At 64.5% G+C, this 15,269-nt stretch carries 14 protein-coding genes; 3 read left to right on the plus strand and 11 right to left on the minus strand.

The annotated features are described in order from the left end of the window. Window positions 1-9: 9 nt before the first annotated feature. From leuS to V6M61_RS04460, 5 genes are all read right to left on the minus strand, one after another. Window positions 10-2,757, minus strand: coding sequence for a leucine--tRNA ligase (gene leuS, locus V6M61_RS04440; RefSeq protein WP_332775360.1), 2,748 nt, complete (start codon window positions 2,755-2,757; stop codon window positions 10-12). A gap of 84 nt (window positions 2,758-2,841) precedes the next feature. Then, window positions 2,842-3,267: an ExbD/TolR family protein gene (locus V6M61_RS04445; RefSeq protein ID WP_332775361.1), complete on the minus strand. Its 426-nt coding sequence runs from the start codon at window positions 3,265-3,267 to the stop codon at window positions 2,842-2,844. A gap of 174 nt (window positions 3,268-3,441) precedes the next feature. Then, entirely contained in the window at window positions 3,442-4,083 is a 642-nt protein-coding gene (locus V6M61_RS04450) for a MotA/TolQ/ExbB proton channel family protein (protein WP_332775362.1), read from the minus strand. A gap of 31 nt (window positions 4,084-4,114) precedes the next feature. Further along, window positions 4,115-4,936 carry a 4-hydroxy-tetrahydrodipicolinate reductase gene (gene dapB / locus V6M61_RS04455; RefSeq protein ID WP_332775363.1) on the minus strand — a complete coding sequence of 274 codons (822 nt, stop codon included), beginning with the start codon at window positions 4,934-4,936 and terminating at the stop codon, window positions 4,115-4,117. Next, window positions 4,933-5,487 (minus strand): outer membrane protein assembly factor BamE, encoded by a 555-nt coding sequence (locus tag V6M61_RS04460; RefSeq protein ID WP_332775364.1) that lies wholly within the window; start codon window positions 5,485-5,487, stop codon window positions 4,933-4,935. The genes dapB and V6M61_RS04460 overlap by 4 nt, the downstream gene beginning before the upstream one ends. Before the next feature lie 104 nt (window positions 5,488-5,591). On the opposite strand from V6M61_RS04460, the gene fur reads away from it, so the two are divergent. Next, window positions 5,592-6,038 carry a ferric iron uptake transcriptional regulator gene (gene fur, locus V6M61_RS04465; protein ID WP_332775365.1) on the plus strand — a complete coding sequence of 149 codons (447 nt, stop codon included), beginning with the start codon at window positions 5,592-5,594 and terminating at the stop codon, window positions 6,036-6,038. Between the two features lie 269 nt (window positions 6,039-6,307). On the opposite strand, the gene hprK is transcribed toward fur, so the two are convergent. The 4 genes from hprK to V6M61_RS04485 all read right to left on the minus strand — a co-directional run bounded on the left by hprK (window position 6,308) and on the right by V6M61_RS04485 (window position 9,857). Beyond that, entirely contained in the window at window positions 6,308-7,258 is a 951-nt protein-coding gene (gene hprK / locus V6M61_RS04470) for an HPr(Ser) kinase/phosphatase (protein WP_332775366.1), read from the minus strand. A gap of 36 nt (window positions 7,259-7,294) precedes the next feature. Further along, entirely contained in the window at window positions 7,295-7,768 is a 474-nt protein-coding gene (gene ptsN, locus V6M61_RS04475) for a PTS IIA-like nitrogen regulatory protein PtsN (protein WP_332775367.1), read from the minus strand. Window positions 7,769-7,915: 147 nt separating this feature from the next. After that, window positions 7,916-8,254 (minus strand): ribosome hibernation-promoting factor, HPF/YfiA family, encoded by a 339-nt coding sequence (gene hpf, locus V6M61_RS04480; protein WP_332775368.1) that lies wholly within the window; start codon window positions 8,252-8,254, stop codon window positions 7,916-7,918. A gap of 343 nt (window positions 8,255-8,597) precedes the next feature. Next, window positions 8,598-9,857, minus strand: coding sequence for an MFS transporter (locus V6M61_RS04485; RefSeq protein WP_332775369.1), 1,260 nt, complete (start codon window positions 9,855-9,857; stop codon window positions 8,598-8,600). 84 nt (window positions 9,858-9,941) lie between these two features. Here V6M61_RS04485 and V6M61_RS04490 point away from each other — a divergent pair, with 84 nt between their 5' ends. Then, window positions 9,942-11,171 carry a patatin-like phospholipase family protein gene (locus tag V6M61_RS04490; RefSeq protein WP_332775370.1) on the plus strand — a complete coding sequence of 410 codons (1,230 nt, stop codon included), beginning with the start codon at window positions 9,942-9,944 and terminating at the stop codon, window positions 11,169-11,171. A 157-nt stretch (window positions 11,172-11,328) separates the two neighbouring features. Next, a complete protein-coding gene (gene corA / locus V6M61_RS04495; protein WP_332775371.1) occupies window positions 11,329-12,315 on the plus strand; it encodes a magnesium/cobalt transporter CorA in 987 nt (328 codons plus the stop codon). Between the two features lie 242 nt (window positions 12,316-12,557). Here the strand turns inward: corA and V6M61_RS04500 are convergent, their stop codons facing one another. Next, the gene (locus tag V6M61_RS04500) at window positions 12,558-13,280 is read right to left on the minus strand and encodes a 5'-methylthioadenosine/adenosylhomocysteine nucleosidase (RefSeq protein WP_332775372.1); all 723 of its coding nucleotides are present in this window, start codon (window positions 13,278-13,280) and stop codon (window positions 12,558-12,560) included. 69 nt (window positions 13,281-13,349) lie between these two features. After that, window positions 13,350-15,014 carry a M14 family zinc carboxypeptidase gene (locus V6M61_RS04505; protein WP_332775373.1) on the minus strand — a complete coding sequence of 555 codons (1,665 nt, stop codon included), beginning with the start codon at window positions 15,012-15,014 and terminating at the stop codon, window positions 13,350-13,352. Window positions 15,015-15,269 lie beyond the last annotated feature (255 nt).

The raw sequence follows: 15,269 nt of genomic DNA on the forward strand, positions 1-15,269 counted from the left end.
CACTCCCGTTCAGACCACGATGTTGACCAGCCGGCCCGGCACCACAATGACTTTTTTGGCCGGCGCGCCCGCCGCCTGCTTGATAAAGGCTTCCGAGGCCAGCGCCGCGGCTTCAATCGCCGCCTTGTCGGCCGTGGCGCTGACCGTCACCGAACCGCGCAGCTTGCCGTTGACCTGCAGCACCAGCTCGATTTCGTCCTGCTTGAGCGCCTCCTCGTCGACCTTGGGCCAGGGCGCATCAAGCAGGTCACCATGCTGGCCGGCATAATCCAGGGCCTGCCAGAGCTCGTGGGCAATGTGCGGTGTGGCCGGGTAGAGGCAGCGCAGCAAAATGCCGAAGCCTTCGCGCATTGCGCTCAACAACCCACCATCTGCAACGCCCGGCGAGCGCAGCGACGGGCCGCCCCTAGCAAGCTCAGCCCCTTCTTCCGGTGAAAGGGGCAGCGCAACGCCGGAGGTACGCGCAGCGACAAGCGTGGGGGTCATATCTTCCAGGGCGTTAAGCAGTTTCATCGCGCCGGAAACCACCGTGTTGTACTGCATGCGCTGGTAGTCGTAGTCCACCTGCTTGAGCACCGTGTGGATTTCAAGCCGCAGGGCTTTGCCTTCTTTGTCAAATACGGCCCCAGCCCCCGTAAAGTCTGCACCAGCAGCTCCCGAATTCATAGCGGATAGCTTGACCCCGAAGTTCCACACCCGGCGCAAAAAGCGGTAGCTGCCTTCCACGGCCGAGTCGTTCCACTCCAGCGTGGCTTCGGGCGGCGCGGTGAACATGGTGTACAGGCGCGCGGTGTCGGCGCCGTATTTCTCGATCAGGTCCTGCGGGTCGACGCCGTTGTTCTTGCTCTTGCTCATGGTGCCCACGCCGTCGTAGTTCACCAGCAGGCCGTCGCTCTTGCGTTTGGCGCCTGTCACCTTGCCGCTCGCGTCATGGATGTCTTCGACCTCGTGCGGCCAGAAATACTCGATGCCGCCCTTCTCGTTCTTGCGCGAGTAAATGTGGTTGAGCACCATGCCCTGAGTCAGCAGTTTGGTGAAAGGCTCGTCGATCTTGATCAGCCCCAGATCGCGCATCACCTTGGTCCAGAAGCGCGCGTAGAGCAAATGCAAAATCGCATGCTCGATGCCGCCGATGTACTGGTCCATGGGCATCCAGTAGTTGGCCCCCTCGGCCACCATCTTGTCGTCGTTCTTCGGGTCGCAGTAACGCATGTAGTACCACGACGAATCGACAAAGGTGTCCATGGTGTCGGTTTCACGCCGCGCCGCCTTGCCGCAGATCGGGCAGGTCACGCCGGCGTGGAAGCCTTCGTGCTTGTGCAGCGGATTGCCCGAGCCATCGGGCACGCAATCCTGCGGCAGCACCACCGGCAGGTCTTTTTCGGGCACGGGCACGGCGCCATGCTCGGTGCAGTGGATGATGGGAATCGGCGTCCCCCAGTAGCGCTGGCGGCTCACGCCCCAGTCGCGCAGGCGCCAGGTGGTTTTTTTCTCGCCCAGGCCGCGGGTTTGCAGCGCATGGCTGATCGCGTTCACCGCGTCCTGGTAGTGAAAGCCGCTGAAGCTGTCGGAGTTGATGGTCACCCCGTGCTGCTTGTCGGCATACCACTCCTGCCAGTGGTTGTAGTCGTACTCCTGGCCGTCCACGTACACCACCTGCGTGATGGGCAGGCCGTACTTCCTGGCGAACGCAAAGTCGCGCTCGTCGTGGCCGGGCACGCCCATCACGGCGCCGTCGCCGTAGCTCATGAGCACATAGTTGCCGACCCAGACTTCGACCTGCTCGCCGGTCAGCGGGTGGGTCACGAACAAACCGGTGGGTTCGCCCTTTTTCTCCTGGGTGGCCAGCTCGGCTTCGGTGGTGCCGCCGGCCTTGCACTCTTCAATGAAAGCCGCCAGCTTTGGATTGGTTTTGGCGGCGTGCTGGGCCAGCGGGTGCTCGGGCGCAACCGCGCAAAAGGTCACGCCCATGATGGTGTCGGCGCGCGTGGTGAAGACATACATGCGGCCGTCGCCGATCAGGGCGCCGGATGCGTCCCTGATCTCGTGGGTGAACGCAAAGCGCACGCCCTCGCTCTTGCCGATCCAGTTTTCCTGCATCAAGCGCACGCGCTCGGGCCAGCCGGGCAGCTGGTGCTGCACATGGCCCAGCAGCTCTTCGGCGTAGTCGGTGATCTTCAGGTAGTAGCCCGGGATTTCGCGCTTTTCCACGGTGGCGCCGGTGCGCCAGCCCTTGCCGTCGATCACCTGTTCGTTGGCCAGCACGGTCTGGTCCACCGGGTCCCAGTTCACCACCTGGGTCTTGCGGTAGGCGATGCCTTTTTCCAGCATCTTGAGGAACAGCCACTGGTTCCACTTGTAGTAGCTGGGGTCGCAGGTGGCGATCTCGCGGCTCCAGTCGATCGCCAGCCCCATCGCCTGCATCTGCTTTTTCATGTAGGCGATGTTCTCGTAGGTCCACTGGGCCGGCGGCACACCGTTTTTCAGCGCGGCGTTCTCGGCCGGCAGGCCGAAGGCGTCCCAGCCCATGGGCATCAGCACGTTGTAGCCCTTCATGCGCAGGTAGCGCGTGAGCATGTCGTTGATGGTGTAGTTGCGCACATGGCCCATGTGCAGCTTGCCGCTGGGGTAGGGCAGCATGGAGCAGGCGTAGAACTTTTTGCGGTTCGCGTCCTCGCTGACGCGATAGGCGTCGGCGGCGGTCCAGTGGGTTTGAGCGCTGCGCTCAACGTCGAGGTGCGTATATTTGTCTTGCATGAGGAAAACCGGGCTGGCAGCCAATTGCTGCGGATCAGGGGAGATTTTAGGCGCTGGGCCGACCATGCCCCGGCCCAGGGGCGTTCAGGGTGGTGTGGTGAGGGCTTGAGCCACGAAACCGATGCGGTTGAGGCCGGCTTTTTGCGCCAGCCCCATCACCTCGACCACCTTGCCATAAGGCACGGCCTCGTCGGCACGCAGCTGGACTTCGGTCTCGGGGTTGCGCTGGGCCGTTTGCGTCAGTTCACGCGCCAGCTCGTCCCGCCCCAGGGCTTTGTCGTTCAGAAACGCCTGCCCGGTTTTATCGACCACCAGCGTCACGAATTGGGGCGCGTCATTGGGCTTGGCGGCATCGGCTTTGGGCAGGTCGAGCCGGATGGCGCTGACCAGCAAGGGGGCCGTGATGATGAATATCACCACCAGCACCAGCATCACGTCGACCAGCGGCGTGACGTTAATCTCGCTCATGGGCGGGGACCCCTGCGTGCGTTCGAGTCGGCCAAAAGCCATGTTAGCAAGCCCCCACGCTCGTCACTGCGTGTACTTCGCTGCCCCCCGGGGGGGCTAATTTTCCTTGGGGCGGCCCGGCGGAAAATTGTTGTCCCCTGCGTTCGGTCGCTGCGTGTATCTCTCTGCCCCTCAAGGGAGTTCTCGCACCTTGGAATGGCCCGGCGGTACTCATGCTCAGCCTTTGTGCGTGAGCAGTTCCCGCAGGTCGCGGGCGAAGCCTTCGAGATCGGCTTCGATGCGGTTGACGTAGCGGCCAAACACGTTGTAGGCCAGCACGGCGGGAATGGCCACGGCCAGCCCGGCGGCAGTCATGATCAGGGCTTCGCCCACCGGGCCCGATACCTTGTCGATGGTGATCTGGCCGACGCTCGCAATGCTGGTCAGCGCATGGTAGATGCCCCAGACCGTGCCCAGCAGGCCGACAAAGGGCGCGGTGGAGCCCACGGTCGCCAGCAGCACCTGGCCAAAATGCAGCTTGTGCAGCACCGCATGCAAGGCGTCGCGCAGCACGCGGGTCAGCTGCTGGGCCTTGTCACCGGCCAAAGCCAGCGTACCCTGGCCGGTCAGGCGGGTGGCGGCGATCAGGGGCAGGACCAGCGTCTCACGGTCAAAGGCCGCCACTTTTTGCTGCCCCTCGTCGACCGACGCGGATTGCCAGAACGCCGCAATGCTGCGCGCCACATCCCCGATGGCGCGCCTGAGCAGCCAGGTTTTCCACAAAATCACGACCCAGCTGGACACCGACATGGCCAGCAGCAGAATCGCCACCAGTTGGCTGACGACGCCGCCTTGGGTCATGAGGCTGAAAAAATTCATGAAGCTCCCACGCTGACCGGGTGCGCGGCATTCATTTCAGATCAAGCACATCAAACATGTCAAACAGCCCGCTGGTCTGGCCGGCCAGAAAGCGCGCCGCACGCAGGCTGCCCTGGGCATAGGTGGCCCGGCTCGATGATTTGTGGCTGATCTCGATGCGCTCGCCGGTACCGGCAAACAGCACGGTGTGGTCGCCCACGATGTCGCCGCCGCGGATGGTGGCAAAACCGATGGAGGAGGGGTCGCGCTCGCCCGTCACGCCTTCTCTGGCGTACACGGCGCAGTCTTTCAGATCACGGCCCAGGGCCTTTGCAATCACCTCGCCCATCTTGAGCGCAGTCCCGGAAGGCGCGTCCACCTTGTGCCGGTGGTGCGCCTCGATGATTTCAATGTCGTAGCCGGTGGCCATGGCCTTGGCCGCCATTTCCAGCAGTTTGAGCGTGACATTGACGCCCACGCTCATGTTCGGGGCCATGACGATGGCAATGTCTTTGGCCGCTGCGGCAATCTCGGCTTTTTGCGCTTCCGAAAAACCGGTCGTGCCAATCACCAGCTTGACGCCCAGTTCGCGGCAGCGCTTGAGATGCGCCAGCGTACCTTCGGGCCGCGTGAAGTCAATCAGCACGTCCGCGCCCGACAGGCCTTGCGTCAGGTCGGCAGTGATGCGCACGCCGCTGGCTTGCCCCAGGAAAGCGGCGGCGTCGGCACCCAGCGCCGGGCTGGCCGCCACATCGAGCGCCCCCGCCAGCTTGCAGTCACCCGAGGCGCGCACCGCCTCGACCAGCATCTGGCCCATGCGGCCGCTGGCGCCGGCAACGGCGATGGCATGCAGGTGGGGCGTCGCCCCGCTCACGGCTTGGCGCCTTCGAGCGGCGGGTAGCTGGTGGCTGACGGCAAAGGCGCGGGCACCGCTGCAGGCTTGGCCGCCGGCGGGGTTTTTTCGGCGGCGGCCTTGAGCTGCTCTTCCGTGGCTTGCAGCACAGGCACCTTGCCCAGCTTGCGGCCCGAGTCGAGCCTGGCAATGAAATCGGCTTCGCTGGGCATGGCGTCACCCTCGAAGCGCTCCAGCAGGTCGCCCTTGAAAAACACGGTGTACTTGAAGGATTGCGGCTCAACGCCCTGGCGCTTGAGCGTGAACACATAATCCCAGCGGTCCGCGTGAAAGAGGCTGGTCACCAGCGGCGTGCCGAGCAGGTCGCGCACCTGGGGGCGGGTCATGCCGGCCTTGAGCAGTTCAACCTGCTCCTTCGACACAAAATTGCCCTGGATGACATCCACCCGGTAGGGCGTGATCCAGTTGACCGGATTGACGGAACTCATGCTCATGTTGCTGCACGCGGCCAGCCCCATGCAGGCGGTAACGATGAGGCCGATTTGAATGCCGTAGCGGTGATTTGCAGACATGGGATAGGGTGTAGCGATATGATTGACCATTGTAGCGGCTGGGTGCCTCCCGCCCCGTGTCAGACCGCGCGGCCGGGCGAGCCCCTTTTCCCCGAGAGAAATCCATGAGCAACATCGACGAACTGAAAAATACCGGCCTCAAGGCGACCTTGCCGCGCTTGAAGATTCTTGAGATTTTCCAGGCCGGCAAGCAGCGTCACATGACCGCCGAAGATGTGTTCAGGGTGCTGCTGGAAGACCGCTCCGACATTGGCCTGGCCACGGTATACCGCGTGCTGACCCAGTTCGAGCAGGCGGGCCTGCTCAGCCGCAGCAACTTCGAGTCGGGCAAGGCCGTCTACGAACTCAACGAAGGCCAGCACCACGACCACCTGGTGTGCCTCGATTGCGGCAAGGTCGAGGAGTTTTACGACGCCGAGATTGAAAAACGGCAGCACGCCGTGGCCAAGGCCAAGGGCTTTGCGATTGCCGATCATTCGCTGTCGATGTATGCCAACTGCACCAAGGACAAGTGCCCCAACCGTCCGGCGACGCCCCGGCACCACATTTGACAGCCGGGGCCGGGCTGCTTCTCAAGCAAAATAGGCCTTCCGCCCCTGATGCTATTGCGTCACCAGCTATCAATACAGTAGCAAATCAGTAACTGGCAATTTCCCGCAGGGCTGACGCTTGCGGCTCCAAACCTGCCTGCGCAGCCCTGGACAGGCCAAGGAAACGCCGCGTCTAGCGGGATAACACCGTGCGCAGCGAAGGGCCGCCCCGAGCAAGCACAGCCCCCTCGGGGGGCAGAGAGCCACACACAGTGGGCGAACGTGGGGGCCTACTCGTCTTGCTCCATGGCCCGGCGGTGGCGGTCGACGAACTCCTGGTAGGTATCGATGCCGCGCAGCTGCAAGATCGCATTGCGCACGGCCGCCTCGACCAGCACGGCGATGTTGCGCCCGGCTTCCACCTGGATGATGACCTTGCGCACCGGAATGCCCAGCACGTCCTGCGTCAGCGGCTCGTAGGGAATGCGTTCGTACTCGCGCTCCAGCGTTTCGCGGCGCACCAGGTGCACGATGAGCTTGAGACGCATCTTGCGCCGCACCGCGGTCTCGCCAAAAATCGCCTTGATGTCGAGCAGGCCGATGCCGCGCACTTCGAGCAGGTTTTGCAGCAGCTCGGGGCAGCGCCCCTCGATGGTGGTCTGGTTGATGCGGTACAGATCGATCGCGTCGTCGGCCACCAGGCCGTGGCCACGCGAAATCAGCTCCAGCCCCAGCTCGCTTTTGCCCAGCCCGGACTCGCCGGTGATCATCACGCCCATGCCCAGAATGTCCATGAACACACCGTGCATGGAGGTGCGGTCGGCAAAGTGCTTGGACAGGTAGGCGCGCAGCACGTCGATCACAAACGCGGCGGAGTCCGGCGTGGAAAACATGGGCAGTTGCGCGCGCTCGCACATAGACAGCAGCGTGTCGGGGGCGGTCTGGCCATCGGCCACGACCAGCACCGGCGGCTCCAGCGTGATGATGCGTGAAACGCGGCGCGCGCAGTCTTCCGGGCTGGCGTTGGTCAGGTAGGCGACTTCGCGCTCCCCGAGAATCTGCACGCGGTAAGGGTGGATGTAGTTGAGGTAGCCGACCAGGTCGGCGCCGGAGCGCGCCGCCCGCACGGCAACTTCGTCAAAGCGCCGCTCGGACGCCCCCAGGCCCGCCACCCACTCCCACTTCAGGGACGCACGGTGGTCTTCAAACAGGACATCAGCGCTGACAACGGTGGGCTTCATGCCGTCCTGTGCTGGAGTGACTTCGGACGCATACGCCTAGGAACTCACTTCGTGGGCCGATTGCCAGGAGGCGATCAACTGGTGCAGCGCCTTGGCGTCGGTACTGGTTTTGAGCTGTTCGCGCAGGGTGCTGTCGCTGAGCAGCTCGGCGATCTCAGACAGGATTTCAAGGTGCTTTTGCGTGGCCGCCTCGGGCACCAGCAGAAAAATCAGCAGCGCCACGGCCTGCTCGTCGGGCGCGTCAAAACCAATCGGGGCATGCAGCTGGAACACCGCCGCCATGGGCGCTTTGAGCCCCTTGATGCGCCCATGGGGAATGGCCACGCCATGGCCCAAACCGGTCGAGCCCAGACGCTCGCGGGCGAACAGGCTGTCGGTGATCAGCGCGCGATTGAGGCCATGCTGGTTTTCAAACAGCAGGCCGGCTTCTTCAAAAGCACGCTTTTTGCTGGTCGCTTCAACGCCGACCAGAACCTGGGAGGGGGGCAAAATTTGCGAAAGACGGTTCATAACGATCTTTTAGTCGCCGAATTATGCACTTTGCAAGCGGTTTAAGACGCTCAGGGCGTAAAAAAGCCGCTTGAGGGTGCAAGCGGCCTTGGCTTTTAATGGAATGCCTCAGGGCGGCATCAAGAGGCGTTCCAGGCTGGCTGGAACTTACACGGCCTCCAGCTGGCGCTTGCCGGCCACATGGTGGTGGTCCTTGATTTTGGTTTTGTGCCGCGCTACCTGGCGGTCCAGCTTGTCGGTCAACTCATCGACCGCAGCATACAAATCAGCGTGTGAACTCTCGGCAAACAGGTCGCGGCCCTTGACATGCACATTGCACTCTGCTCGCTGTCGTCTATCCTTTTCCGTCATATTGTCCACTGTCAACAGGACTTTTACGTCCACTACCTGGTCGAAATGCCGGGTAATCCGATCCAGCTTGCTCGTTACATAACCGCGCAGCGCGGGGGTAACTTCAAGATGGTGACCGCTGATCGTCAAGTTCATAAAGAGACTCCTTTTCAAGGGTTGGAGCTGGGTTGAAAACACCGCAGGCCTGGCCCGGACGGGCTGGGTCTGACGGCAGACGGGACAACATGCTTGAATTCACTATGCGCCCTAAGCCCTGCAAATGCAAGCCGGCATCGCAACAAGCTGTGAAGCGGCCTGCCGTGGACGGGGTCCCCTGCTGCGGCCTGACACACCTGCCCCAGCCAAGTCCGGCCGCCGGATCAGTCCAAGCCCTTGATTTGTCGGGATTTTCGGCTTGTGGCCAAGCGCCCCGGGTAGGGCCCCGCTGCCCGGCGGCCGGCAAACCGGCCGGTAAACGGTCAATACCCGCTGGTCGCACTCAGGTTTTGGCGGCTTGCAGAACCGCCGGCCCGGCGGCAACCGGCGCGCCATGCAGGGTCAGGCGGCGCGCCACCACAATTGTCAGCAGGCTGGCCAGCGCCCCCAGTAGCGCCGCCACCCAGTAATGCTGCACCAGCCCCTGGCTGTCGCGGCCGATGATGCTGCCTCCCACAAAAGCCGCCAGGCCCATGGCCGCCGACTGCACCGAGGCATTGAGCGCCATGAAGGTGCCGCGCAGTTGCGGGTTGGCGGCGGAGGTGACGATGGCCATGCCCGGGATCATGCGCCCGCTCATGCAGGCAAAAAACAGCGTCGACACCAGCAGCACGGTCCACAAGGGCACCCGCGGCAGCAGGGTCAGGGCAAACAGCGGCACCAGCACGGCCACGGCCAGCAGCGTGAGCGTCTGGACCTTGCCACGCCGGTCGGTCATGCGGCCAAACAGTCGGGCCGTGACCAGCGTAACTGCGCCACCGCACAGGTAGATGTAGGGGATCTGGTGCGCCAGCACGCCCACGTTGGCCTGCATGTAAATGGTGATGTAGGGAATCACGGTGAAGCCCGCAGACATCAACAGCGCCGAGAACAGAAAGGCCTGCTGGTGATTGCGATCCGCCAGCACCCGGGCGATGGACTGCCATGCCGAAGGCCGGTCGGCATGGTGCAGGTGGTCGCTCAGCACCGGCATGGTGCGGGCGGCAAACAGGGCCAGCAGGCTGCAAACAGCCGCAATGGCGATAAACGGGGCATGCCAGCTGAACTGCGCAGCCAGAAACAGGCCCAGCGGAACGCCGGCCACGGTGGCGGCTGAAAACGAGGACATCACAATGCCCATGGCCCGTCCGCGCCGCTCGAAGGGCACCACGTCGGCCACGATCGTCTGGCACAGCGCCGACAGCACGCCGCCAAACATGCCGGCCGCAATGCGGGCCGCCATCAGGGCGCCATAACTGGGGGCCAGTCCGCAGGCCAGCGTGGCCAGCGCAAACAGCCCGTACATGGTGAGCAGCAGCCTCTTTCGGCCAAAGCGGTCCACATAAGTAGACGCGGCCAGCCCTGACAAGCCGGCCGCGAAGGTGTAGGCCGACACCAGCAGGCCAAACTGCGCGTCACTGATGGCAAACAGCTGCGTGAACTGCGGCCCCAGCGGCATCATGATCATGAAATCAAGGATGTGGGTGAACTGGATGCCGGCCAGCGTGAACAGCAGCCAGCGTTCGCGCCGCAGGCTGAGCGCTCCATGGGATGGTTGTGTCATGGGGTGTTTCGGGGTTACGCTTCAATGTACCATTTGCCTGACGACTGTCACGACAGTCGCGTACCGAACGCCGAGCGGTCCAGCATGTCACTTGCAACCATCATCTCCTCCGGTCTGACCAGCCCCAAGGAAGAACTTGCCGCGCTGGTGCTGATGGGCGGGGGTGCGCGCACGGCCTACCAGGCGGGCGTGCTGCACGCCCTGGCCAGCATGCTGCAGCGGCGGGGCGGCCTGGCCAGCGAGCAGTTCCCGTTCAAGATCCTGGTGGGCACCTCGGCGGGCGCCCTCAATGCGGCCTTCCTCGCAAGCCGGGCCAGTGAAGGCCTCAAGGCCTTCAACCAGCTGGCCAACTTCTGGACCACCTTGCACTCCTCGCAGGTCTACCAGCTCCAGGTTCCTTCGTGGATCCGCTCTAACCGGATTGTTGCGGCCCTTTTTTTATCGCGACAGGTTCGGGCGCGGCAGGCCTTCCTGAACAACCTGCCGCTCGTTGACGCCCTGCACCACGCCATTTCCCTGCCCAACATCGAGCTGGCGCTTGAATTTGAGACGCTCAAGGCGCTGGCGGTCACCGCATCGAGCTACAGCAGTGGGGTGCACTGGACCTTTTGCCAAACGGCGGGCAACCGGCCGATTGAGACCTGGAGCCGGCCCGGGCGGCGCGCCGAATTCCAGCCCATCACGATCGAGCATTTGGTGGCATCCAGCGCCATTCCCTTCATTTTTCCGGCCATCCCCCTGTGGGTGGATGGTCACCGCGAATTTTTTGGCGATGGCTCCATGCGTCAGAACTCGCCACTGTCGCCGGCCCTGCATCTGGGCGCCAGCAAGATACTGGTGATTGGCGTTGGGCAACCCGAACGGGCGGGCTTTGCCGGCAATGGCGAGCAGAAAAACAGCAGCCGGCCCACGTTGGGCATGATCGCCGGCCACACCATGGCCAGCGTTTTCCAGGACACGCTGGAGGCCGACGTGGAGCAGGTACAGCGGGTCAGTCGGACCTTGCGCCAGATGCCGCCCGAAATTGCCGCCGTCATGCCCTACCGGCCCCTCGATGTGCTGGCGATTTCCCCATCGCAGTCGCTGGACGATCTGGCGCAATACCACGCCAGCGAGCTGCCGAAGACCACCTACAACGCGCTGGCCGGGCTGGGGGCACTGGGCACCAAAGGCAGCGCCCGCGGCGCCGCACTGGCCAGCTACCTGCTGTTCGAGCCAGGCTTTGCCAAAGCCCTGATGGCGCTGGGCGCGCAGGACGCCTATGCCCGCAAAAACGAATTGCTGGCTTTTTTGAGCCCCGCCCCGCTTGGTTGAGTCCGGCCTGTAATGCCATAATCGCGGCTTACTCATCACGGAGAAATCCTTGGAAAACTACCCCAGTTGGTAGCTTTCAACTCCCTTGCTGGCATCGGGGTTGAAAGCGACACCTTTCATCCCTGCCATCCTCAGAACCACTCAAGGGAGTGAGCCCATGCTCAACATCTTCACGCTCGCCAATGGGCGCCTATTCCAGGAAGAAATCGAATCCCTGGAAGAACTCTCCAAGTTCCAGCCGATCTGGGTCGATCTGGAAGCCCCCACGCTCGAAGAAAAACGCTGGATCAAGCAGTACTACGGCCTGTCCATTCCTGAAGACGCCATGGCCGAGGACATCGAGGAGTCCGCGCGCTTTTACGAGGAAGACAACGGCGAGCTGCACATCCGCTCCGACTTCCTGGTGGCCGACGAGACCGAGCCCCACACGGTGCGCGTGGCCTTCATCCTCAACCTGGTCAATGACAACCTTAAAAGCAAGGGCGTGCTGTTCTCGATCCACGACGAGGACGTGCCGGTGTTCCGGCTGCTGCGCATGCGCGCACGCCGCGCGCCGGGCCTGCTTGAAGACGCCAAGGAAGTGCTGCTCAAGCTGTTTGACGCGGATGCCGAGTACTCGGCCGACACGCTGGAAGGCATTTACGTCGAACTCGAAAATGTCAGCGGCAAGGTGCTGCACGGCGACGTCACCGACGCCCTGGCCGGCGTAGTGCTGGGCGCGATCGCGCGGCACGAGGACTTGAACGGCCGCATCCGCCGCAACATGATGGACACGCGCCGCGCCGTCAGCTTCATGATGCGCAGCAAGATGCTCAACGCCGAGCAGTTCGAGGAAGCGCGCCAGATCCTGCGCGACATCGAGTCGCTGGACAGCCACACGGCCTTCCTGTTCGACAAGATCAACTTCCTGATGGACGCCACGGTCGGTTTCATCAACATCAACCAGAACAAGATCATCAAGCTGTTCTCGGTGGCCAGCGTGGCCCTGCTGCCCCCTACCCTGGTGGCGAGCAGCTACGGCATGAACTTTGATTTCATGCCCGAACTGAAATGGGCTTGGGGCTACCCGCTGGCACTGGCGCTGATGGTGGCCAGTGCACTGGTACCCATGTGGTATTTCCGCAAGCGGGGCTGGTTGAAATAGGCCCCCACGCTTGCCACTTCGTGTGCTGCGCTGCCCCCCGAGGGGGCTGAACTTGCTCGGGGCGGCCCTTCGCGGCGTTCGGTGGCCCCCACGCTTGTCGCTTCGCGTGCTGCGCTGCCCCCTGAGGGGGCTGTGCTTGCTTGGGGCGGCCCTGCGCTGCGCACGGGCCTCTTCGCTTGCCACCTTTCATGTATCAAATCAGCCTGTAGCCCTTTAAATATGGTCGTAAGCAGCTACTATTTTTATAGCGACTTCAGCAAGCGCTCGATGATCACCCGCGCGTAGTGGCTGGCCACCTCCACCACGAAGGCCTGAAAATCCACATGTGCCTGGTCGTCCGCACGGTCCGAGATGGTGCGCACCGCGGCAAACGGCACGCCATAGTCAAAGCAGACCTGCGCCACCGCCGCGCCCTCCATCTCGACGGCCAGCACCTCGTGCCCCGCGCTGCTCAGCGCGGCCTGCAAAGCGCCGGACTCCGCTGCGGCCGACACAAAGCGGTCACCGCTGGCAATCAGCCCCTGGTGGATGCGCGTGCCGGTGGGCGTGAGCGCCAGCGCCGCGTGGGTCGCCGCCAGCAAACGGGTCGTCAGCGCTGTGTCGCAGGCAAACCGCGTTTGCCCGTACAGGGGCACCTCATAGCGCGGAAACAGCGGCGAGGCATCGAGGTCGTGCTGCACAAAGTCAGCCGCCACCACCACATCCCCCACGTTCACGCCCGGGCCCATGCCGCCGGCCACGCCGGTAAACACCATGCGGCTCACGCCAAAGCGCTCGATCAGGGCCGTGGCAGTGGTGGCCGCCGCCACCTTGCCGACGCGCGACAGCGCCAGCACCACCGGCTGGCCGTGCAAGTCCCCCTGCCAGAAGTCACGGCCGGCATGGCTGATTTTTTGCGGCTGCAGCAGCAGATCGAGCAGCCCGTGTTGCTCTTCAGCAAGGGCGCTGAGAATGGCGGTGGTCATGAGCGCATTTTGTCATTGCGGGCTTGACCCGCAATCCATGGCGGCGACGCCGGCCCTTGATGCACTTCTTCAGTTGCCACAGCTCAGCTTGGTGGCTGCTGGCAGGCGCAGCAGCGGCAGCCGCGTGTCCACCTCACCCGGCATCAGGCCGGCCGTGACGAAGCCGCCGGCAGCGTCGGGGTCGAGCGAGGCCACGACCAGGCCGGCGAGCGGCTGCGCGATCGGCACGAACACGGCGCCGGCCGGCACCGTGGTGCGCCCCGGCTCGCGCGACGCACGCGTGGTGACGCCGCCTTCGGGATTGATCGCGCGCCGGTCTGCGCTGTCGCGCGCGGTGACGGTGAACGACTCTGCGCCCTGCACCTCGACCGGCGCCGCGAGGGCGCAGCTGGCAATGCCGCGCCGCGTCAATGCCTCGCGTATCGGCGCGGTGGCCTCACCACCCAGCAGGACGTAACCCGTGGGTCGCTCGCGCACCACCGTCGGTTCGATGCGCCTCGCGTCGAGAAAAGGCACCGAGGTCGGCCGCGGCGTGCCCACCGGGTCGACCAGCGGTACGAAGCCGGGCCGCACCGGGATACGATGCGTGACGATCAGTTCGGCGCGCGAGGCGGCCGCTTCCTTGCGCCCCTCCGCCACCGTGCGCACGAGGCGCGCCGGGTCCTGCGCGGCGGCCTGCAGCGCCCCCACAGCGGCCAGGTAATGCGTGGCCACGCGGCGCTGGAATCCCTGCATGCCGATGCCGATGCCACGTGTTTCGAGCAGGATGGATACCGCGCCGGTGAGGCCGAAGGCATTGCGCGCGATGCCGGCCGCGTTGCCGCCGGTGGCCACCGTCTTGTCCTCCGGTCGCTGGTTGGGTGTGGTCTGGTAGACGAAGGCACTGAGCCCGGCACTGGCCGCCGCCGCCTCGATCGCCGGCAAGAACACCTCGTCGGCCAGCGCGGTGGCGCCGCGCGGCACCAGCGGATGCGTGGCCCGCATGTAGACGAAGTCCGTGGCGTGCAGCGCGGCGAACTTGGCCAGCCAGCGTCCGCCCACGGTGAACTCGTGCGCATCGATCACCAGGTCGGGCACCAGCGCCGCGGCGGCTTCGTGAATCGCGCGCGTCTCGGGCAGCGTGAGCAGCAGGTGATCGCGGTTGGGGTCGGACTTTTGCGCGGTATCTCGGGTGAAGAGCGCTGCGCCGTCGGGGTTGGAGCGCGGCACGATCACGATCGTCAGCTGCCGCGTCAGGTCTTCCAGCGCACCGCCGCTGGCCAGGTCGCGTGCCAACGCGAGCAAGGCCTCGCCGCCGGCCGGCTCATTGCCATGGTGCTGGCCGATCAGCCAGACCACCGGGCGCTCGGCGGGGCGGTTGCGCGCCGCCTCGGCGATCGTGCGCGCGCCGCCGGCGCCGAACAGCAGGTAGGGGATGTCGCGGCCCTGCGATGACTTGCCGAGCGAGCCGCTGGCCAGGTTGGGCGCACCAGCAAGGCCGGCGATAAAACGCTCCATCTCCGCCTGCGTGGTGAAGCCCGCAGCCTCGAGCGCCGGATCGAACACCCGCGCGCGGCCCGGCGCAAAGAACGGCGAGCGCAGCGTCACCGCCACATCGCCGTAGCGCGCCAGCAGCGGCGCCGACTGCTTGTATTCCTGCACCTGCGCGCGGGCGTCCTGGGCCGACGCGCTGGGCGCGAGCAAGGACAAGGTGGCGGCGAACGCGGCGAGCGCGTACGGGATTCGGACCGACATGGTGTGTCTCCTTGGCGCCGGTCAGAGCCGGCGAGATGTTGTGAATGTCATACGCCGAGGGCTTGGCCAGCGACGGCCGCCTCGATCCGTTGATGCAGCGATTCTGTGTCGCAAAGCTGTCAGTCTACTGTCATGTACCCCGGGGGAAACCCGGGGCCGCGACACTGCCGCCGCAGCGCGACCGGCCGATTGACGAAGACGTCGACCTGGCCGAACTCACCGTTGATCGCTGCGACATAACAAGCCCGACCAAGC

Origin of the sequence: Polaromonas sp., assembly GCF_036676035.1 — a bacterium.
Classification (GTDB): Bacteria; Pseudomonadota; Gammaproteobacteria; order Burkholderiales; family Burkholderiaceae_C; genus Polaromonas.